This window comes from Microcoleus sp. S28C3, assembly GCF_036700785.1.
GTDB classification, from domain to species: Bacteria; Cyanobacteriota; Cyanobacteriia; order Cyanobacteriales; family Microcoleaceae; genus Microcoleus; species Microcoleus asticus.
The window spans coordinates 20,673-40,107 of the sequence record NZ_JAUBPO010000054.1 but is presented as its reverse complement, the minus strand read 5'-3'; the positions used below and the strand labels follow the sequence as shown (position 1 = coordinate 40,107).

The 19,435-nt window shown below is 46.7% G+C and carries 20 protein-coding genes and 1 tRNA gene; 11 read left to right on the top strand and 10 right to left on the bottom strand.

Going from position 1 to position 19,435, the window contains the following annotated elements; all coding sequences use genetic code 11:
• Positions 1-260: 260 nt before the first annotated feature.
• Entirely contained in the window at positions 261-1,151 is an 891-nt protein-coding gene (locus QUA13_RS17285; RefSeq protein ID WP_333200391.1) for a hypothetical protein, read from the top strand.
• 167 nt (positions 1,152-1,318) lie between these two features.
• On the opposite strand, the gene QUA13_RS17280 is transcribed toward QUA13_RS17285, so the two are convergent.
• The 4 genes from QUA13_RS17280 to QUA13_RS17265 all read right to left on the bottom strand — a co-directional run bounded on the left by QUA13_RS17280 (position 1,319) and on the right by QUA13_RS17265 (position 2,822).
• On the bottom strand, positions 1,319-1,411 hold the full coding sequence (locus tag QUA13_RS17280) for a type II toxin-antitoxin system HigB family toxin (protein WP_332954803.1): 93 nt from the start codon (positions 1,409-1,411) through the stop codon (positions 1,319-1,321).
• 99 nt (positions 1,412-1,510) lie between these two features.
• Positions 1,511-2,323, bottom strand: a complete 813-nt coding sequence (locus tag QUA13_RS17275) for a uracil-DNA glycosylase family protein (RefSeq protein WP_333200389.1) — start codon at positions 2,321-2,323, stop codon at positions 1,511-1,513.
• The gene (locus QUA13_RS17270) at positions 2,305-2,595 is read right to left on the bottom strand and encodes a type II toxin-antitoxin system RelE/ParE family toxin (protein WP_333200387.1); all 291 of its coding nucleotides are present in this window, start codon (positions 2,593-2,595) and stop codon (positions 2,305-2,307) included. Before QUA13_RS17270 ends, QUA13_RS17275 begins: the two co-directional genes overlap by 19 nt.
• On the bottom strand, positions 2,592-2,822 hold the full coding sequence (locus QUA13_RS17265; RefSeq protein WP_332954782.1) for an addiction module protein: 231 nt from the start codon (positions 2,820-2,822) through the stop codon (positions 2,592-2,594). Before QUA13_RS17265 ends, QUA13_RS17270 begins: the two co-directional genes overlap by 4 nt.
• A gap of 208 nt (positions 2,823-3,030) precedes the next feature.
• Here QUA13_RS17265 and QUA13_RS17260 point away from each other — a divergent pair, with 208 nt between their 5' ends.
• From QUA13_RS17260 to QUA13_RS17250, 3 genes are all read left to right on the top strand, one after another.
• Positions 3,031-3,873, top strand: coding sequence for a Uma2 family endonuclease (locus QUA13_RS17260; protein ID WP_333200385.1), 843 nt, complete (start codon positions 3,031-3,033; stop codon positions 3,871-3,873).
• A 12-nt stretch (positions 3,874-3,885) separates the two neighbouring features.
• Positions 3,886-5,319, top strand: coding sequence for a DUF3370 domain-containing protein (locus QUA13_RS17255; RefSeq protein ID WP_333200383.1), 1,434 nt, complete (start codon positions 3,886-3,888; stop codon positions 5,317-5,319).
• A 77-nt stretch (positions 5,320-5,396) separates the two neighbouring features.
• Positions 5,397-6,419 carry an S-layer homology domain-containing protein gene (locus QUA13_RS17250; protein ID WP_333200381.1) on the top strand — a complete coding sequence of 341 codons (1,023 nt, stop codon included), beginning with the start codon at positions 5,397-5,399 and terminating at the stop codon, positions 6,417-6,419.
• Positions 6,420-6,514: 95 nt separating this feature from the next.
• Here QUA13_RS17250 and QUA13_RS17245 read toward each other — a convergent pair whose 3' ends face one another.
• The gene (locus tag QUA13_RS17245) at positions 6,515-8,095 is read right to left on the bottom strand and encodes a peptidoglycan-binding protein (RefSeq protein ID WP_333200379.1); all 1,581 of its coding nucleotides are present in this window, start codon (positions 8,093-8,095) and stop codon (positions 6,515-6,517) included.
• A 248-nt stretch (positions 8,096-8,343) separates the two neighbouring features.
• On the opposite strand from QUA13_RS17245, the gene alr reads away from it, so the two are divergent.
• From alr to QUA13_RS17225, 4 genes are all read left to right on the top strand, one after another.
• A complete protein-coding gene (gene alr / locus QUA13_RS17240; protein ID WP_333200377.1) occupies positions 8,344-9,546 on the top strand; it encodes an alanine racemase in 1,203 nt (400 codons plus the stop codon).
• Positions 9,547-9,757: 211 nt separating this feature from the next.
• A complete protein-coding gene (locus QUA13_RS17235; RefSeq protein ID WP_333200375.1) occupies positions 9,758-10,606 on the top strand; it encodes a mechanosensitive ion channel family protein in 849 nt (282 codons plus the stop codon).
• Between the two features lie 47 nt (positions 10,607-10,653).
• Positions 10,654-11,781 carry a patatin-like phospholipase family protein gene (locus QUA13_RS17230; protein ID WP_333200373.1) on the top strand — a complete coding sequence of 376 codons (1,128 nt, stop codon included), beginning with the start codon at positions 10,654-10,656 and terminating at the stop codon, positions 11,779-11,781.
• A 196-nt stretch (positions 11,782-11,977) separates the two neighbouring features.
• Positions 11,978-12,066: transfer RNA gene (locus tag QUA13_RS17225), tRNA-Ser, on the top strand.
• 251 nt (positions 12,067-12,317) lie between these two features.
• On the opposite strand, the gene QUA13_RS17220 is transcribed toward QUA13_RS17225, so the two are convergent.
• The 4 genes from QUA13_RS17220 to QUA13_RS17205 form a co-directional block, all read right to left on the bottom strand.
• Positions 12,318-12,938, bottom strand: a complete 621-nt coding sequence (locus tag QUA13_RS17220) for an FMN-dependent NADH-azoreductase (RefSeq protein ID WP_333200371.1) — start codon at positions 12,936-12,938, stop codon at positions 12,318-12,320.
• Positions 12,939-12,959: 21 nt separating this feature from the next.
• A complete protein-coding gene (locus QUA13_RS17215) occupies positions 12,960-13,109 on the bottom strand; it encodes a hypothetical protein (protein ID WP_333200369.1) in 150 nt (49 codons plus the stop codon).
• Entirely contained in the window at positions 13,106-14,203 is a 1,098-nt protein-coding gene (locus tag QUA13_RS17210; protein ID WP_333200367.1) for an NAD(P)-dependent alcohol dehydrogenase, read from the bottom strand. The genes QUA13_RS17215 and QUA13_RS17210 overlap by 4 nt, the downstream gene beginning before the upstream one ends.
• Positions 14,204-14,562: 359 nt before the next feature.
• The gene (locus tag QUA13_RS17205; protein WP_333200365.1) at positions 14,563-15,501 is read right to left on the bottom strand and encodes a serine hydrolase; all 939 of its coding nucleotides are present in this window, start codon (positions 15,499-15,501) and stop codon (positions 14,563-14,565) included.
• A 95-nt stretch (positions 15,502-15,596) separates the two neighbouring features.
• Between QUA13_RS17205 and QUA13_RS17200 the strand changes: the two genes are divergently transcribed.
• A complete protein-coding gene (locus tag QUA13_RS17200) occupies positions 15,597-16,328 on the top strand; it encodes a C40 family peptidase (protein WP_333200363.1) in 732 nt (243 codons plus the stop codon).
• A gap of 38 nt (positions 16,329-16,366) precedes the next feature.
• Positions 16,367-17,371 (top strand): glycosyltransferase family 2 protein, encoded by a 1,005-nt coding sequence (locus tag QUA13_RS17195; RefSeq protein ID WP_333200361.1) that lies wholly within the window; start codon positions 16,367-16,369, stop codon positions 17,369-17,371.
• Between the two features lie 137 nt (positions 17,372-17,508).
• Here QUA13_RS17195 and QUA13_RS17190 read toward each other — a convergent pair whose 3' ends face one another.
• Positions 17,509-18,681 (bottom strand): IscS subfamily cysteine desulfurase, encoded by a 1,173-nt coding sequence (locus QUA13_RS17190; RefSeq protein ID WP_172184639.1) that lies wholly within the window; start codon positions 18,679-18,681, stop codon positions 17,509-17,511.
• A 96-nt stretch (positions 18,682-18,777) separates the two neighbouring features.
• On the opposite strand from QUA13_RS17190, the gene QUA13_RS17185 reads away from it, so the two are divergent.
• Positions 18,778-19,428, top strand: a complete 651-nt coding sequence (locus tag QUA13_RS17185; protein WP_333200359.1) for a hypothetical protein — start codon at positions 18,778-18,780, stop codon at positions 19,426-19,428.
• Positions 19,429-19,435 lie beyond the last annotated feature (7 nt).

Genomic DNA, 19,435 nt, shown 5'->3' with positions numbered 1-19,435 from the left:
GCTCCGACATAAACGATGTCCACCCCAAGCGGACGATCGGAAAAGAGGGAAAATAACACAGGTTTGTAGTGAGGAGGGAATTCCTCAAGCTGGGAATAAATAAGAAATCAAGTCCTGACTGCAAGCTGGATTAACGATAGAATGTAAATCGAGTCGTTGATAATTACCAATTACCTTGATTCAGGACACGCAATTCACAGAACCCGGGCTAGAAGTTGTTTGCTTCTTCCTTTTTCCTTACTAATTACCAATAACTATTTATGATGCTGCGAAAACTGACAATTTATTTAATGGCTTTAACTTTGTTTTGGACGGCAACCGCCTGCGGTTCTCCTACCCCACAACCTCCTGCCAATCCTGCTGCAAATAGTAATGTTAACACGGTGCGTCCTGCCGCAGCAAACAATAACTTGGCTCAAGGTCAATATCCCCTACAGCAAGCTACCTACGACGATGCGAATGGCGAATACAGTTTGATGTTGCTGAATACTCCCGCCGGCAGTCCCCCAGTTTACCGCACTACGGATTTGCAAATGGCTCGCTTAACGGATGAAGAAATATCGGCCGGCAAGAAAAGTTATCTAAATGTGAATAACAATCAAGCGGTTTTGCATTTGACAGAAGATTTTAAAATTGAGTACGTTCACAACGTGACTGAAACTGTCAATAACCCTCAAACCGGTCAGCCCCAAACCGTAGTAGTGAGACAGCAATCAGGCTTCTGGGCACCGTTTGCTGGGGCTATAGCCGGTCAGGCGATCGGCAGTTTGTTATTTAGACCGCAATATTATATGCCGCCAGTCTATCAGCCGGGAATTATGACAGGATATGGCGGCTATGGCAATACTTACAGCCAAGCTGTTAACCAATATCAAACTCGCTACCGAACTCCGCCTCCTGAGGTGAGAAACCGTCAAGTTTTAAGGACTACCGGCCGCCTGCGATCGCCCACATCTAACCAGCCAGTAAGACCCTCAGTACGTCCAAATGCCAATAATAGATCGACTGGTTCGGGTTACGGCGGCAGCACTTTGAGGCGATCGCCCAACTTAACTTCCCCGCAGCAAAGGCGGAGTCCGAGTTTTGGTAGCGGCAGGAGTTCTCGTCAACCGAGTCGGAGTCGCTCTTTCGGGAGTGGCAGAAGGCGGTAAGAATGTAGGGTGCGTCGCCCTCGAATATCTGCGCCTTAGTGGGAAGTTTCCAGCAGCGACACACCCTACAACTACAACTGCATTAAACAGTAACTCGATCTCTCGAAGGGCTTCCTGATAGTCAGTTTCATTTCTAATTGAGCGCAATTCCATACATTCACCTCTGTTTAGACTATTTTTGCATCTACTTTGTCATACTCAGCATGAGTGCCAATAAATCGGATGAAAATAATACCAAGGTCATAGCGAATTGCCACAATCAGGCGATACTTCTATCATAACGCGATCGCATCTTGCTCACTAGAAGGTAAGGTTTTCAATCGGGCGAGCGGACGTTCAAGTAACTTTAACCATGTGCATCACTCACCATTTTTCCACGTATGCAAAGATGCGCGTAACTTTTCAAGCTCATCATCCTGAAAGCACTTGGAAAAAGAACGATATTTGTAGGCATTTGGATGTGGAAGGAAAGCAAAAAATCTTTCACTGCTCCCTATCTTTATTGCCTCAGACACTGAGATTTTTTCAGGAATATTGAATTGACTTTGAATTGCTTTCCTTGCACGTTCTCCCAGCACCACAATTACTTTTGCCCCGGCCAGTTCTAAAGTTCTCAACAAATAGGCTTCAACACATTTATTTTGCGCTCGTTCTACGCCAATTTCCTTATGGGATTTACAATGCACTATTTCGGTAAGTGCATAATCAATTCCTGGAAGCACATCCCGTTCAAATAACTCCATAGCACGTTGCCGGACTGCTGCCCAGAACTTAACAGCATGGCTATATGTCCCGTCCATTAGTAAGGATTTCGTACCATTGACGATCCATTCCTTGCGTCCCCCTCCAAAACGATAACTGAAGTAATCTTCCATATCATCGTCTGACCAAGACCAATTTGGGTAGTTTTCAACAGAGCCAATTGATGGATTTGAACTCAGAAAAAGAATAGGAGCTTTCTCTATATGTCCACTCCAAGGCTCAGGTACTTGAAAATCGTCTAAATTGAGCGACTTTTGATAATTAACAATTTCGCTACATGGATGTTCAGCAGCAGGATTTTCTCGACAGAACCGTGCATGGGGGCAATGAGCAATTTCATGTAGCAGAGTTATCTCAGACATTTTAAATGTTGGATTGCTGAATGTTTCAATTATTTGCGGCTTTTCCAATACCCAGGCTCTCGACTGCAATGCGTTACTGCGAGAATCAAAATGTAGTCTTGTTCGATCGTGTAAAGGATGCTATAGGGAAATTTCCGCGTCAAACATCGGCGAACATCTTCATCAACTATAGCCCAGCGAGTCGGAGATTCCCTAATTCGATACACAGCATCCTCAATAGCATTAATGAACATCTGTGCTACTTCAGAACGTTGTTCTGCATAGTATTGGACAGCTTCAGAATATTCAGCAAGTGCTTCAGGATGAAATACATATCTCATGGATCGAGCAACAGCCTCACTTGAGCTAACGCTTCATCCCCCGGAATTGCTTGCACAGCACCACTTCGGATCTCGTTACGTCGTCTATGAGCCTCAGTTGTCCAAGCTGCCTGAATTATTGGGTCGATATCTAATTCTAAACTTTCTGCGAGTTTTTCTGCCAAAAGTGCTCTTGATTCTCTAGGCAAAGATAAAAGCTCTTCTGTCAGTTGTTCAATTGACCGCATAGCTCGTCACCAAATGCTTAATTACGATCGTAATGTAACAGATTTTAGACCAATAGAAGGTCATCGAGCCGGGGTTGATGTGCTTTGCGATCGCCGCGCTCGAAGAGTGAGCAACAAACATTTTGTCAAACAGTATAAAGCCGCTTAATCTACAATTACTATGCTCTAATTAATAAAGGATCTATCCTTTCACGATCGGATCGCTGACATGACCCAAAGCTTCACCCCCGCAACAATACCTCCCGCCTTTCCCGATCACACGCAACTACCTGACTCCGACGGCACGTTTGTGAAAAACTTCCAAGAACATCCCCAGAGTATCCTACTCACCGACTCCCTGGAAACTACACTGCAAACCCTCCACCCGGACGGACAATATGCTATAGGGCAAGATTGTGGCATTTACTGGCGCGAAACCGACCCTCCCGAAAAGGGAGCCGAAGCGCCTGACTGGTTCTACGTCCCCAACGTTCCGCCCCTAATAGATGGGGAAATTCGCCGCTCTTACGTGATTTGGCGCGAGTATATTGTGCCATTGATTGCGATCGAATTTGCTAGTGGTAATGGCTCAGAAGAACGAAACAATACTCCCTTATCTCGCTTACCAGAAGGTATCAACCAGAAACCCGGAAAGTTTTGGGTATACGAGCAGATTATTCACATTCCTTACTATGCGATATACATCATTAAAACGAGCGAATTGGAAGTCTATAACTGGGTGAATACTCGTTATCGCCGTTTGCAACCGAACGATCGCGGACATTACCCAATTGAGTTGATGGGAGTAGAGTTAGGTGTGTGGGAAGGTAGCTATCAAAATCAGCATCAGCGATGGTTGCGTTGGTGGGATAATCAGGGGAATTTGTTGTTAACTGGTAGCGAACAAGCTAAACTAGAACGCCTCCATACCCAACAGGAACGCCAAAGGGCCGATCGCGCAGAACAAACCCAACGGGATGCTATTCCCCAACTGTTGGCAATGGGTTTAAATGTAGAGCAAGTGGCTCAGGCGCTGTCGCTGTCGGTGGAAGATGTACAGAGATTGGGCTGACATTTAACTTTCATGATTCAGAAACAAAATCTCTTTTCTCGAATTGCTGGTATTTCTACGATCGTCCTTTGTGCAGTCGGCGGATTGTTGTACGTCAAAAAACCCGTACAATCTGTTCCCGCAAAACCAGCACCCGAGGAAATTGTACAAGCTACGGAAGTGCGCGAACTCCCCGGACAACTCGACAGCATCCCCCTCTTCAACAGCGACAGTCCCGAATGGGTCAAAAAAGAAGGCATTTTGCTCTCAACCTTTCCCCCAGACGGCAAAAAAGTCCCCGCAGCTCACCTGAACTTTGCCTTTCAAGGGCAATTCAACCTGTTTGCTCACCACTTTTCTCACACTCCGCTGAATTCTAGAACTTTGTATATCGGCGCTTTGCTCTACAATCCCAGCTCCGAACCCGTGACGGTGGAAGTGCTACAGGCAGCCAGTTACCTGATGGAACCGGACGCGCCTTTTAAACAAAAACCAGCACTAAGTGAGAGTCCCAACGGCGAAGTATATTCCGGCCCTGGAATTCGCGCTGTCGATAGCGTTTTGCGGGGAATGCGGCAGCCGTATTTTCCCGAAAAACTGCTGATTGCACCGGGAGAAACCGCATTGTTGATGAATCGCCCTATTCCCGTGCGGGGTCTGGAAAAGCCGATAAATGGTCGTTCTACCTTTGTGCGGCTCAAAAGTAGCGGCAAGGTTTATGCCGCTACTTTGGCAATGTATGCACCTCAAAATGCTGATGGGGGCGATCCTCTTCGAGGGCTGCGCGATCGCGCGCCAACTCTGGAAGAATGGCAGCAATTGCTGAATAATGGCGGTTTGGCAGGCCCCCGCGACAAAACCCCCACTCCCACCGAGGGGACTTCGGGAAGCCGGATTTACGGCCGCGTGGCAGGGGTGCAGCAAGGTTCTGGATGGGAAGCGGAATTAGTCGATCGCGATGCTAAAAATCTGGCAATTCCCCAGACTGGAAAAGCTATATCCTATGCGATCTCTACCTTGCGTGGGGGCACTTTGGGAACCCAACAAGTGCAAGCCGGAAAAATGCTGGCGCGCTATCCCGACACCGCTTACGAAGCCCACGGCAATTACGGCGTACACTACAATCTGATTTTGCCGCTGCATAACACTGCCCAAAAACCGCAAACGGTAGCGGTGAGTTTGGAAACGCCTTTAAAAGAAGATCGACTCTCAAAAAATGGATTGCGATTTCGCCAACCTCCCCTAGATTTTCCCTATTTTCGAGGTACTGTGCGGCTGCGCTACCAAGATGATGGAGGTTACGATGTAACTCGCTACGTGCATTTATGGCACCGTGTCGGTCAAGTTGTGGAACCGATGGTAAAGTTGAGGTTAGCTGCGACAGAAACGCGATCGGTAAAAGTTGATTTTATTTATCCTCCCGATTCCACGCCGCCGCAAGTATTGACAGTGAGAACTTTGGAATAGTTGATTTATTTATTTCAGTCACTACCAGACCCAAAAAATATGTGATTTAATTTCTACATTGGTATGTAGGTGACAATATGTCTTCTTCACAACCCCCGTCAGGGGAAAGAAACCCTCTAGGATTGGATGAATTGATTGCGATCTTGGTTGCCTTCGGCACGATGGGAGCAATTTTATTTTGGGTAACAGGTAAAAATCCCGATCGATTGAATGCCAGAAATTGGCAATTTCCAGCCGTTTTCTCTCAGCCTGCTGTTACGCCCGCGAGCCCGGGAATATTAACGCCTGAATCGCCAAGTTCGGATTTGCGATCGCCCGCTACAACCCTGGTTCCCTCAGAACCGGATGTCGCACCTGTGGCACCTTTAGGGCCGATTTTACCGGCAACTCCTCCGGTGGGGGCGATCGTCGTTGTTCCTCCCAAGCCAATTGTGCGATCGACTCCCGCTCCAGCTATTACCAAACCGAAAGCGGCTAAACCCAAAGTTGGGCCCGTTATATTATCCGATGTTCCAGACAAATATTGGGCGCGTCCGTTCATTGTAGCTTTAGTCGATCGGAAAATTTTTGCTGATTCCACGGACAACAAATTTCGTCCCGACGAACCGATAACGCGAGCCGAACTAGCGCGGTTAATTCAGCGAATGTCCGGCGACAAAGAACCGATCCGAAAACCGATTGATTTTAAAGACGTAAAAGACAAGAGTCCTGCCGCTACTGCGATCGACCACACTGTCAAAACTGGATATCTTAAAGGATACCCAAACAATGAGTTCCGTCCCGAAAAACAGATTCCGCGTGTCGAAGTAATCGCAGCTTTAGCAAGCGGTTTGAGCCTGAAACCATCAACAAAAGCAACCAAAACTTTACAAGTTTATACAGACAGGGCAAAAGTGCCGAAATGGGCAGTTAACAAAGTAGCATCAGCCACAGAAGCTGGTATTGTTGTCAACCACCCGAAGCGCACACTTTTGCAGCCGAATAGAATAGCAACTCGCGCTGAAGTAGCAGCCATGATTTACCAAGCTATGGCCAAAAAAGGTCAAGTACCTGCTAAGTCTTCTGAGTATCTGGTGAAGCCTTTAAAGTTGTCCAAATAGTATTTTAGGGGCGTTGCTCATAGGCCGCCCCAAAATAACATTTAATCGCTATTGTTTGCAGTCAGGACTCCAGCCCTTACTACGCAGCAGCTAAATTAATCTTGAAACACCATAATGCTGCCCGAATAGCAAGCTACCCAAACCTGATTAGTTTCCGGATCGTAAGTAATTCCGATCGGACTTGAATTAACATTCACTTTTTGCAGCACTTTCATATCGCTCGTCCTAACTTTGCTAACAGTATTCGAGAAATAGTTGACCACATAAAGTAGTTTTCCATCATCAGAAATCGTCATGCTGCGAGGCGCTTTTCCCGTCCTAACTTTCTTCGCCACTTCACCAGTTTTTAGGTCAATTTTTGCCACATTTCCTTCACCGTTCAAAGTCGCATAAAGATAATTTCCGTTGGGATCGATCGTCAAATGACGCGGCGCATTGCCAATATTTCTCAGCCATTCTACCGAAAAGTCTATGAGATTAACTTTCGCAATATCGGAAGAACCCATGACGGCAACATAGGCATTTTTTGAGTCGGGAGTGACAACAATACCCCGAGGATATGCACCCAGTTTCACCCGCTCGATTTCGAGATTTTTATTGATATCAACTACGCTCAAATCCCAACTGCACCAATTGCTCGCGAGCGCGAAGCGATTGTCAGGCGAAACAGCATTGAATTTCGGAACTGCACCTACAGGAATTACCTTTTCTATTTTCAAAGTTTGGGTATTAATGCGGTACAGAAAACTTTGGTCGTGTTTTGCCGCTGGAGAGCATCTGTCGGTTCCCGGATTGCTAAACCCCGAACCGTACATTTTGTAGTTGGATACATAGGCATATTTGCCGTCTGTTGAAAAAGCTGCTTCTACGGGAGAGCCTTGATAATTTCCTTTAAATTTAGAAAAGCCGAACTTCGACAAGTTTACTGTATCGGGAATAGTCTTGACTAATTTAAAGTTCCTGTCGTAAACTGTGATTGTGTGGCGGTACATCATGTTTTGAGCAAAAAACAAACCCGCTCCCGAATAAACTATTGATTTGGGCGAGATGTTACCGTAAATGGTTTTTTTCAAGGTCATTTTTCCGAGAGTGTTGTCGGGAGGATTTACTAGCCTTTGTGGTGGTGATTGACTTTCTATATCCTCGGAACTTTCTGTTTTAAATGGCGGCAAAGAGGGATCTTGAAATAGAGGTTTTTGGGGTGGATTTTGATTTGTATCTTCGGGTTGGTTTGTGTTTTCTGTGGCGCTAGGAGATGGCGAAGGTCGATCGACATTTGGCGATTGTTTTTCCGCAGGATCAATGCTGGCGCTTTCCGGCTTACCTTTCAGCACTGACAAGGTTTTAGGGCCGACAATTCCGTCTACTTTCAGGTTGTTGTCTGCTTGGAACTTTTTCACAGCAGCCCGGGTAATAGAACCGTAAAATCCTGTAGTCTTACCGCTAAAATATCCTGATGCTTGCAAAGTTTTCTGGAGTTGGGCTACTTCTGGGCCTGAATCGCCTTTTTTCATGGCGAGTGCGGGATTGACTAAATTTAAAATTGTGAGAGCGAGCGTAAAGAAAAGTAAAGAAGTATAGGCTAAATTCAGGTGCTTTTTTGAGTTGGTCGATCGAGTTTGACCCGCAGCCGTTTCCCAAGTTTCAGCTAAATGTAGGTAGGCCAGTCCGTCCATAGTTTTTACCGGGTATTTTTGGTGCTATGATACACCAGTTAATACCCTTTTAGATTTGAGATTTGAGATTTGAGATTGGGAATGACTGATGCAATATGGGTTTGCAGCTTGCCTGCAGTTGCATTCTTTTTTTAAACTTGTATAACATTGATTAAAAAAAAGTCTTATTATAATCAAACTTAGGGTAAAATATCCGAGCAGCTTTTAGAGCAGTTTTTAAGCGTGCAAGCAAGTAGGAGCGATCGACAATGTGGAGTAGGGAACAAACAACCGCAGAATCAACGACAAAAGAATCCCGCCAGACGGTGCTGGGGGACGGTGACGGGGGACTTTGCCAGCGGGCTTGGGTAGAAATGGATTTAGCAGCTTTAACTCACAATGTAAAAGAGCTTAAAAATCTCTTATCTCCCCACACAGAACTGATGGCAGTTGTGAAAGCGGATGCTTACGGACACGGTGCTGTTGCAGTCAGTCAAATAGCATTGCAAGCAGGTGCTAGTTGGCTGGGAGTGGCGACAATTCCCGAAGGAATAGAATTGCGAGAAGCTGGGATAGAAGCGCCGATTTTGCTGTTGGGGGCAACCCATACACCGGAACAGGTAAAGGCGATCGCCCAATGGCACTTGCAGCCCACTATTTGTACTGCCAAACAAGCCCTAATTTTTTCGGAAGTTCTCGCCACTCTCAACCAATCTTTGCCAGTTCACGCTAAGTTAGATACGGGAATGTCTCGCTTGGGTACGCCCTGGCAAGAAGCAACAGAATTTGTACAATTAGTCAAGCGCTTGCCCAATTTAAAATTAGCCAGCATTTACTCTCACTTGGCGACAGCGGACAGTCCCGATCCCGCAGTGATGAGAGAGCAGCACCAGCGGTTTAAACGGGCGATTGAGCAAATTAAAATAGCAGGAATTAACCCCCCTCGCCTCCACTTGGCAAACTCTGCTGCCGCCCTCGCCGATCGCGATTTGCACTACGATTTAGTGCGAGTCGGTTTAGCTACCTACGGTCTTTATCCAGCTCCTCACTTGCAGTCGATCGCCAATTTGAAGCCCGCAATGCAGGTAAAAGCTAGGGTAACAGAGGTGAAAACAATTGAAGCAGGAACCGGCGTCAGTTACGGCTATCAATTTATAGCTCAGCGTCAGACACAGATTGCCGTAATTGGTATCGGCTATGCAGATGGTATTCCGCGCAATCTTTCTAATAAAATGCAGGTTTTAGTCAGGGGTCAGTTCGTGCGGCAAGTGGGCGCGGTGACGATGGATCAATTAATGCTGGATGTAACTGATATTCCCGATTTAGAAGTCGGTGAAGTGGTGACTCTGTTAGGCAAAGATGGGGAATATCAAATTACTGCTGACGATTGGGCCGCGACTTTAGGAACTATTTCGTGGGAAATTCTCTGCAGTTTTAAACACCGATTGCCCCGCGTAGCAGTAAACTATTAACAGTAGTCCGGCAGGGGTTTAAACCCCTGCCTCATAGCTAAAGTCGGTTTAAACCGACTCAAGAGTTTGAAAGATAAAATTATCGACTTTAGTCCTCTTCTAGAGGACTTCCGCTATGAGACAGGGGTTTTCAACCCCTGTCGGAATCTCGGAATAAGCGATAAGACTGAGACGGCAATTCTCAATTTCCAATTCCCAATTCCCAATTAACATGACAGTTATTCAGACGTTTTTACCAATAGCCCAAACCTTCTATTCTCAGCTAAATGCAGAAAGAACACAAGCCTTGGAAGTAGCTCAAGAATTCTCGAAAAAACTCGTAGAATTGGGGTTTAAAATTGTACCTCAACTGCTGTGGGCGATCGGCATTTTGTTAATTACGCGATTTGCGATCGGCTTTGCGGGGCGCGTGACTCGCCGAGCACTGAGTCGCACCGAAGCCACGCTGCGGAAATTCTTAGTTCAAGCTGCTGAAATTACGATTTTGGTAGTGGGAGTAGTCGCCGCTTTGAGTCAGTTGGGAATTCAAACTACCAGTGTGGTTGCGGTGGTTGGTGCCGCGGGTTTGGCGATCGGTTTGGCGTGGCAAAATACTTTGTCGCACTTTGCTGCTGGGGTAATGTTGATTAGTTTGCGACCCTTTGAAGTCGGTGATGCGATCGAAGCTGGGGATGTTAAGGGAGTGGTGGACAGCATCGGGATTTTTTCAACAACCGTGGTGACAGACGATCGCATAAAAATTATTGTCCCGAACAATCAGTTGTTTAACGGTACATTGAAAAATACAACGGCAATGGGAACGAGGCGAGTAGACTTGAAAATTGATATTGGCGATCGGCCGATCCGTCCAACTGTAGCTGAGTTATTAGAAATTGCCCACTCTCACCCCCTGGTTTTGGAGAATCCGCCTCCGACTTGTTTGGTAGCCGAGATTACTCCAGACACAACTATTTTATCTCTCCGGCCTTGGTGCGCGTCGGTGGCTTACGAACAAGTGCGATCGCAAGTTCAAGAACACGTCAAAGAAGCCATGAATGCCCACAAAAATCAAGAACAATAGATATCAATCTAAAATCTAAAATCCCAACTCTATCCGAGGTATTTCCCATGAGCAAGTGGTATCCGCAGCAAATTTTACAAGAACCCGGTGTCAGGATCACCGCCACCGAAAAACAAACAATTCTCAGCAAATTTCCGCCTCCCGACGAAACCGGTGAAATCTATGCCGACGGAGTGTTTGAAGGCGGCGGCGTACGCGGAGTTGCGTTTTTAGGAGCACTCAGATGCTGCAACGATTTGGGCATCCGCTGGCGAAAATTGGCAGGCACTTCTGCCGGTGCAATTACTGCCGCAGTCTTGGCAACCGACTTGTCAATTGATGATTTAGAGGAAATTTTAGGACAGCTCGATTACAGCATATTTTTAACTCAAAAAAACAGTCCTCTAATTTTAAACGGCGACCCCGCCGACGACTTGCAATCTCCTGCTTGGACGCTGCTTTTCCTCACAGTTAGCCGTCAGATGGGAGAATATTCGGCGCAGCCGTTCCGGCAGTGGCTGGAAGCAATGCTCGGTCGAGGTAACTTGCACACTTTTGCCGATGTCAAAAAAATCGTAAAAGACCGGGAATTAAAAGTAGTAATATCCAACCTCAGTCGGGGTGAAATGTTGGTAATCCCCGACGACTTGCGACGGCAGGAATCTGCCGATTCCGATGCTTTATACCAGCAGTTGCGACTCGCAAATCCCGAAGATTTTAGCGTAGCTGAAGCTGTGCGGTTGTCGATGAGTATTCCCCTATTTTTTGAACCGGGAAAACTGGGCGAGGACTTAATTGTCGATGGCGGAATTTTGAGCAATTTCCCCCTGTGGATTTATGACAAACAATCCGTCGGTTCGACTCCCGCTATGCCCCGCTGGTTTACCTTTGGGTTTCGATTGGTCGATACTGGAATTGAGACTAAAGTTAAGATTGATACTCCCCTGTCGATGCTGGCGGCGATGTTCAGAACGATGATGAAAGCAAGAGACCGCTATCACCAGCGGGAAATGGATAAAGGAAGGGTGATTAATATTGATGTGACTGAAGCTGGGGTGACGACGACGGATTTTAATCTCGATGCCGATCGCAAGGCTCACCTGTACCGCTTGGGATATTTGTATACTAAGAGGTTCTTTTTGAGTTCCAATTTTAGTTGGGAAAAGCACTTGAAGGCTAGGGGCTTTGGGGAGTAGTCTTGATTTCGGGAATTGGGAATCGGGCATCGGGCATTGCGAATAGTTTCTTTTTCTTCCCTCTTACATCCTGTATCCGTGTCAAAATTCGTGTTGTGCCCTTCTTCCTTCCATACAGCGTCAGGGATTGAGGATTTTTTAAATTTAGGGGTTGCCAAAGGCTAGATGTGTGTGCTATGATTAGTTGCTGTCATCGGGAGAGGTGGCTGAGTGGTCGAAAGCGGCAGATTGCTAATCTGTTAAGGGTGTTATCATCCTTCGGGGGTTCGAATCCCCCCCTCTCCGTTCTATTTAATATTTGATCGATCGAGTGTTTGAGATTCGTCATATCAATTTCAGTTACACTGGAATGATATAGAGGACACGGCAGTGCCCTTGGACTACCCGGATTAATTGTAGGGACACGGCACTCGCGGTGTCCCGGCTATTAGTAATATTAATTCCGATGCTACCGAATTTGATATCATCCCATTGAATTTTTTGTTTTTCTTTCATATCGAATTCTTCCATGTTTCGATTTCTTTGCTATCTAAATGTCACCAACGATCGATCGCGCCTTGAATAGATTCCCTAGCGCTGGCAAGTCCCTCTTCGCGGGCTTCAGGGTGTTTCTGCAAACTATGAGCGTAAATAAAGCTCATGTCAGTAATCCCCATAAAGCCAAAAACAGTCCTTAAATAAGGTTCGAGGTGATTGAGTGCCGCATCGGGAGTCCCAGATTTATAATTACCTCCTTGAGACGCAATTACTAAGACTTTCTTGTCTTGCAAGAGTCCTTGGAAATTATTTCCATCCATCACAACTGTGCGACCGATCCGCACAATCTGATCGATGTATGCTTTGAGAGTGGATGGAACCGTGAAGTTGAAAATCGGTGTGGCAATCAAATAGCGATCGGCTGCAATCAATTCATCCACTAACTCATCCGATATGCGGATGGCATCTGCTAGTTCAGGCGTATGCTCGATGGATGGTGAGAATGCAGCAGCAATCCATGTTTCGGTGACGTGGGGAACAGGATGATGTCCGAGATCGCGATAAGTCACTGTATCGTTGGGATAAACCGCCATCCATTTGTCAATAAACTCTTGTCCAAGCGTCCGTGAGATCGATCGATTCCCGCGCGGACTTGCATCAATTTGAAGAAGATGTGCCATGTGATTTAAGCTCTTTTTTCATTAGTAAGGACTTGCTGTATATCTGACGATAATTTCACTGATATCAACACAGTCAGGTTGGCAGATCGCAAATAAGATCGATCGGGCGATCGCATTCGCCCGAATGCACAATCTGCGGAATTCTGGCATTGCCACATCTTGCGGTTTCACGATCGGGCAATGTCCTCGGCTGGCGCATTGAGCGTAGCCATGTCGATTACCAAACGATAGCGTACATCTCCTCGCTCCAGCCGTTCAAAACCCTCGTTGATATCCTCCGCCGCAATGATTTCGACATCGGCTGCGAGGTTGTGCTGGCTACAGAAGTCCAGCATCTCCTGCGTTTCCAGCGTCCCTCCCACACCTGAACTTGCTAACCGCCGCCGTCCCATCGTCAGAAAGACGGGGCTAAAATCCAAGTCCTTGGGAATGCCCAGACCACAGAGCGTACCGTCGAGTTTGAGCGATCGCAGATAGGGGTCGAGCGGATGGCGAGATGAAACGGTATCAAGAATAAAATCGAAGCGGGATGCTTGACTTGCCATTTGCGCCTTGTCGGTGGACAGGATTGCCTCATCTGCTCCCAGCGCCTTCGCATCGTCCAGCTTTCCTGGAGTCGTGGTGAATACGACGACATGAGCGCCCAGCGCGCGAGCAAATTTCACCGCCATGTGTCCGAGTCCACCCAACCCGACAATCCCAACTGTTTTACCCGGCCCTACTTCCCAGTGGCGTAGTGGCGACCAGGTTGTTACGCCCGCGCACAGCAGCGGTGCAACGCTTGCCGGATCGAGACCAGCGGGAAGGTGATAGGCAAAATGGGTATCGACGACATATTCGTTCGAGTAGCCTCCGCGCGTGATACTGCGGTCGTGCCTATCAATGCCGTCATAGGTTGTTGTCACCCCTTCGAGGCAATATTGTTCTAACTGTCGCTTGCACGATGAGCAGTGACCGCAGGAATCGACGATCGTACCAACTACTACAGCATCGCCGATTTGGAATTTTGTGACATTCGCGCCGATCGCCGTGACTTCGCCTACCATCTCGTGACCTGGAACCAAAGGAAAACGGCTATTCCCTCGAATTGCGTGCAGATCGCTGTGGCATACGCCGCAAAACTGAATTTTGACGGCGATGTCATTGGGTCGCAATTCGCGGCGCTGCAATGCCCAGGGAACGAGGGGTTCGCCTCGGCTTAAAGCGGCAAGTCCGTAACCGGGACGCATCGATCTATTCTGTTCAATAGAGGTGTTTCCTAGCATTTGCTTTTTCTTTTTGGCGATTTATGTGTGGTGCTTTAGTAAGGGCTGGCTGTTGGTCTGACGATGATTTCGCTGAGATCAACATCATCGGGTCGATCGATCGCAAATAAAATCGTAGCTTGCGGGGCCCGACGCCATCGGGCGATCGCAGCCCTGCCTCACAATTCAGCCGCGAGTATTCTCGTATGTTCGGTGCGCCACCAATCAGGGATATTCAACGTTTACGCACAGCATGAGAGTAAGACGATAGTTCCATAACTTAATTAGGACTTAGGCATAAACTCTATCTGTAGGGCGAAGCATACCGCACCTTACCTCTAACAATAGTGTTGCAAAGCAGTTTTTGCGTCCAGAACTGTCTAATTCAGTGCCTTCATTGCTTCGACAACTTGCCGCGATATAAAAGGCAAAATCTCTTCATTCTTGCTATTCTCTTTCCCTTCGGTAAATACAACCAACAAATACGGCCGCAAGCCCGATATTTCAATATAAGCAGCATCGTGACGAACTTGACTTGTCAGTCCCGCTTTTGACCACAATTTTGCTGATTCTGGCAATCCGCCACCTAAAAAACCCGTTACTTGATTTTCGGGATCTGCCTCTAATTCTGCTGGTTCTAAACTGCGTTTCATTAAACCCATCATTTCTTGCGATGCTTGGGCAGAAACAGCTACGCCGCCGATTATAGTGTGCAGCAAACGCGCCGCTGCATTTGTGGTCAGCATATTTCTATTTTCCATTAATTCTCCCAGAACTGCTCGCTCGCGACCGTAGGGGCCCTCACACCAGGTTTTCTGATTGACGTTAATATTTTCTAATTCTGGCCAATCCAATGATTGAAAGTAACGGTTGACGATGTTTCGCTGCTGTTTCCAAGTTTCAAAGGGGCCTGGTGATAATTCTGGGCCGCTGGTGGTGCCGGTGAGCGCGTCTACTACTAAACTGGTGGCGTCGTTGCTGGAATCAACTATCATATCTCGGACGGCGCGTTCTAATTCTGGCGATGTTTGAATCATGCCTTTTTGCGCCCATTCCCAGATGGCAACGAGGTAGAATAATTTGACGATGCTGGCTGGATAAATTCGTTCGGAAGCTCTAGCGCTAAAACCTCGCGGTTGATATTTCCAAAATTCTTCTGGGCTCAGGGCGCCGCCTGTATTGACTCGCACCGGCGGATCGTAGACTATCCAGGTAATGGCTGTACGATCGCCACTTAATCCTGTAAATTCTGACAATGCGGAGTCTATAATGCTACTGCCGAGGGTTTCTAATTGTTCGTCTTTGTGAAAAAATGTCATGGTTAATGGCTGACGGTTAACGGTTAACGGCTAGCAGCTAATGGCAATCTATCGTTAAATGCGAACAATTAACAGCAAACAGTGAGCAATTAGCAATGGCCAATTATCAATTATCTGATGTTCAGGAGTACCGGGCGCGATCGCACATAAATATTTACGATTCCCCAAAGTGCGATCGATTGGCAACTCAAGCAGCGCTGGGGCGACATTTGCGAGTAGTTGACCCCCCCCAGCTTAGGTCGGGGGGGAGAAATGGCATAGACTCGGTTGTTGAGGGGGATACAACGGCTGTGATGGTGCGGCTGTGCGAAGATGATTATCCGGGATGGCTGGATATTCGAGATGTTGAGTTGCTCGATGTGGCAGAAACCGTGTATCATCCTCTGGTGCTTTCTGAGGCCCAAATCAAGGAAAAATTACCAATTGTAATTACTTTTGCTCGTGAGGCTATGAACCAATCCAATTATTATCTTTGGGGCGGTACAGTCGGGCCCAATTATGATTGTTCGGGCTTGATGCAAGCGGCTTTTGTGGCCGCAGGCATTTGGTTGCCGAGGGATGCTTATCAGCAGGAAGCTTTTACTAAATCTGTTAGTATCACTGCTTTAGAACCGGGGGATTTAGTATTTTTTGGTACTCCTGAAAAAGCAAATCACGTAGGATTGTATCTCGGAGATAATCGCTACATTCACAGTTCTGGAAAAGCACAAGGTCGCAACGGTATCGGTATCGATGTTTTGTCGGAGGATGGCGATCGAGTCAGTCAAGCTTATTACCAGCAATTGCGGGGATATGGTAAAGTTGTGGCAAGTTATCAACCTAGTTAGTTGTTGACGGTTGACTGTTAATATTATCGAATAAAAAAATGGACGCTGCATTATTTTTGGAAAAATTGGCGAGACAGCAAGCTGAGGCTGAGGTTGTTCTGGATGTTTCGGTGGTGGTGCCGGTGTATAATGAGGTGGAAAGTTTGCCTCATTTGATTGAGGCGATCGCCTCTTCTATCCAACCATCTGGACTCAGCTATCAAATTATTTGTGTAGATGACGGTTCTAAGGACGGTTCTGCTGAACTTCTCCAGCAGTTAGCCAGCACTCGCGATGACCTTTGTGCTGTAATTTTGCGCCGCAATTACGGGCAAACTGCTGCCATGTCGGCAGGTTTCGATCGCGCTCGCGGTCGTGCTATTGTGACGCTAGACGGCGATTTGCAAAATGACCCGGCTGATATTCCGCTATTGTTGGCAAAGTTAGATGAAGGCTACGATTTAGTTAGCGGGTGGCGGAAAAATAGGCAGGATAATACTATCAGCCGGTTGATTCCTTCTAAAATTGCGAACTGGTTAATTGGTCGCGTTACAGGCGTAACTTTGCACGACTACGGCTGTTCTTTGAAAGCTTATAAATCCGAGTTGGTAGCAGACTTGAATCTCTACGGGGAATTGCACCGCTTTTTGCCAGCTTTGGCGTTTATTGAAGGGGCGAGAATTGCGGAACTGCCGGTGCGACATCACGCCCGCCGTTTCGGTCAAAGTAAGTACGGAATTTGGCGGACTTTTCGGGTGTTGATGGATTTGCTGACTATTTCTTTTATGAAAAAGTTCCTGACTCGACCGATGCACGTTTTTGGACTTTTGGGACTGAGTTCTATGACGTTGGGAACGGTTTTAGGAATTTATTTGACTTTCTTGAAATTGGCTTTTGGTCAAAGTATTGGCAATCGTCCTTTGCTAATTTTAGCTGTGGTTTTGCTGTTGACTGGCGTGCAGTTATTTTGTTTTGGTTTGTTGGCGGAAGTGATGATGCGGACTTATCACGAGTCGCAGGGAAAACCTATTTATCGGGTGCGCGAGGTATTTGGTTCTAAATAATGGGTTGATACCAATTATACTGGGCGATAAAAAGAGGAAAAGTTTTGAGTTGTAAGTTAAATAATTTCAAACTCAAAACTCAAAACTACTTCCTAATGTTCAATTCTCCCATCTATCTAAAATCTAAAATCTAAAATCTAAAATTGATTGACTTTTTGTGCTTGCCGGAGAGATGTAATAGTTGCGATCGCGTGTTGGGAAACTGCATCTATTTCTGCTTCGGTATTGAACCGGCCAATACCAAACCGAATTGAAGCATAAGCTAATTTGTCCGATCGCCCGATCGCTGCTAAAACATGAGATGGAGATATTTTCGCCGAAGTGCAAGCAGAACCCGAAGAAACTGCCGCCGCCGGTTGCAAACCCAACATCAACGCTTGACCGTCAACCCCGGCTACACTAATATTGAGATTCCCCGGCAATCTCTTCGTAGCGTGACCGTTGAGAAAAACCTCGCCCAATTCACTCAAATTTTCCCACAAACGCTGCCGCAAATTAACCACTCGTTCGGTTTCCGACTGCATTTCTGCAATTGCCAATTCTACTGCTTTGGCAAACCCAACTATTTGCGGCGGGTAGAGAGTTCCCGATCGCATTCCCCGTTCGTGGCCTCCTCCGTGCATTTGTGGCGCTAGCTGCACTCTCGGTTTGTTGCGGCGGACGTAGAGAGCACCGATCCCTTTTGGCCCGTAGATTTTGTGGGCTGTCAAGGACATTAGATCGATATTCATCTCCTCTACGTCGAGGGGAATTTTGCCGATCGCCTGTGCCGCATCTGTGTGGAAAAGAATGTCATTTCCGCGACAAATTGCTGCAATTTCTGCGATCGGCTGGATGACACCAATTTCGTTGTTAGCCGTCATCACTGAAACTAAAATTGTCTCGGCGCGAATCGCTTTGATCAAATCGCCTATATCAATCAGCCCGTCGCTTTTCACGGGTAAAACAGTAATGTCAAACCCCAATTTTTGCAAATAGGTACAAGGGTCGAGAATTGCATTGTGTTCGGTTTTTACTGTGATAATGTGCTTTCCTTTACTGAAATAAGCTTCGGCGATGCCTTTGATCGCTAAGTTATTTGCTTCGCTTGCACCGCTGGTAAAAACAATTTCTTCTGGAGAAGCATTGATCGCTTCTGCTATGATTTGTCGTGACTGTTTTACCGCTGCTTCTGCTTCCCAGCCGTAGACGTGGTTGATACTGGCTGCGTTGCCGAATTGTTCGGTGAAATACGGCAGCATCGCATCAAGTACCCGTCGATCTACGGGGGTTGTGGCGTGGTTGTCGAGGTATATAGGACGTGCGGACATAGTGCAGTTTTGGTTGAAAAAAGTGTTAGGTTTATTGTAGACGAGCCCCTTGTTCTACTACAAAACTTTATAATTAACAAATATTTGTGAAGATTTATGCGAGCTGACATTCAGGGATTAGAAATTACTGTTGGTGAGCTCAAGCACCTCGCAGGCGCCGGGCCCGATCGCGTATACCGGCCGCCGACAGCGACTAAGTTTGCCCGCGAAGCTTTGAAAACAGTCGGTTTAATTGTTTTGCTTCTAATCAGTTGTTGGCTACTGGTTGCAATATTTCCTAGAGCTTATTTGTTGTGGTTCGCCCTTCACTTGGTTGCGATAGTCGGTTTAATCCTTGAGGATGCGTGGAAAATTTGGTGCAGCCGGCAAAACCAACATTTAATCAATCTTTTTGATGATGTGGATCGCTATAATGGTATAATCGAAGCTATCGCCATTAACGATCGGATAGAAGATGCCGGCAATGCGGAAGTCAAAATCGGCGATCGGGCAAAAGTTATTGAAGCCTTGCAGCTAATCAGAGACGATTTAGTTCGAGCTTTGAAAACCGAGAGAATTCTCAGGGAAAACAAAAAATTTGTCGATACTAACTCCGAATTGTTTGCCAATAACTTGAAAAGTTTGAATGCCCTGCAAATTAGCGATCGAGCCAGCGAGCAAGGGCGATTGCTCAACGAAGCTTTGCAGGTAGCCGTGGGAGTTCAAGCAGAAATGAAAAAGTTGCAAGATCGAAACGGTGCTAATTAAAAAAAGG

Excerpts from the sequence above, each read along its gene's own strand:
- QUA13_RS17270 (WP_333200387.1), bottom strand. The coding sequence starts at position 2,595 with ATGAGATATGTATTTCATCCTGAAGCACTTGCTGAATATTCTGAAGCT.
- alr (WP_333200377.1), top strand. The coding sequence starts at position 8,344 with ATGTGGAGTAGGGAACAAACAACCGCAGAATCAACGACAAAAGAATCC.
- QUA13_RS17205 (WP_333200365.1), bottom strand. The coding sequence starts at position 15,501 with ATGACATTTTTTCACAAAGACGAACAATTAGAAACCCTCGGCAGTAGC.
- QUA13_RS17235 (WP_333200375.1), top strand. The coding sequence starts at position 9,758 with ATGACAGTTATTCAGACGTTTTTACCAATAGCCCAAACCTTCTATTCT.
- QUA13_RS17230 (WP_333200373.1), top strand. The coding sequence starts at position 10,654 with ATGAGCAAGTGGTATCCGCAGCAAATTTTACAAGAACCCGGTGTCAGG.
- QUA13_RS17220 (WP_333200371.1), bottom strand. The coding sequence starts at position 12,938 with ATGGCACATCTTCTTCAAATTGATGCAAGTCCGCGCGGGAATCGATCG.
- QUA13_RS17210 (WP_333200367.1), bottom strand. The coding sequence starts at position 14,203 with ATGCTAGGAAACACCTCTATTGAACAGAATAGATCGATGCGTCCCGGT.
- QUA13_RS17190 (WP_172184639.1), bottom strand. The coding sequence starts at position 18,681 with ATGTCCGCACGTCCTATATACCTCGACAACCACGCCACAACCCCCGTA.
- QUA13_RS17255 (WP_333200383.1), top strand. The coding sequence starts at position 3,886 with ATGATTCAGAAACAAAATCTCTTTTCTCGAATTGCTGGTATTTCTACG.
- QUA13_RS17200 (WP_333200363.1), top strand. The coding sequence starts at position 15,597 with ATGGCCAATTATCAATTATCTGATGTTCAGGAGTACCGGGCGCGATCG.
- QUA13_RS17285 (WP_333200391.1), top strand. The coding sequence starts at position 261 with ATGATGCTGCGAAAACTGACAATTTATTTAATGGCTTTAACTTTGTTT.
- QUA13_RS17245 (WP_333200379.1), bottom strand. The coding sequence starts at position 8,095 with ATGGACGGACTGGCCTACCTACATTTAGCTGAAACTTGGGAAACGGCT.
- QUA13_RS17260 (WP_333200385.1), top strand. The coding sequence starts at position 3,031 with ATGACCCAAAGCTTCACCCCCGCAACAATACCTCCCGCCTTTCCCGAT.
- QUA13_RS17265 (WP_332954782.1), bottom strand. The coding sequence starts at position 2,822 with ATGCGGTCAATTGAACAACTGACAGAAGAGCTTTTATCTTTGCCTAGA.
- QUA13_RS17195 (WP_333200361.1), top strand. The coding sequence starts at position 16,367 with ATGGACGCTGCATTATTTTTGGAAAAATTGGCGAGACAGCAAGCTGAG.
- QUA13_RS17250 (WP_333200381.1), top strand. The coding sequence starts at position 5,397 with ATGTCTTCTTCACAACCCCCGTCAGGGGAAAGAAACCCTCTAGGATTG.
- QUA13_RS17185 (WP_333200359.1), top strand. The coding sequence starts at position 18,778 with ATGCGAGCTGACATTCAGGGATTAGAAATTACTGTTGGTGAGCTCAAG.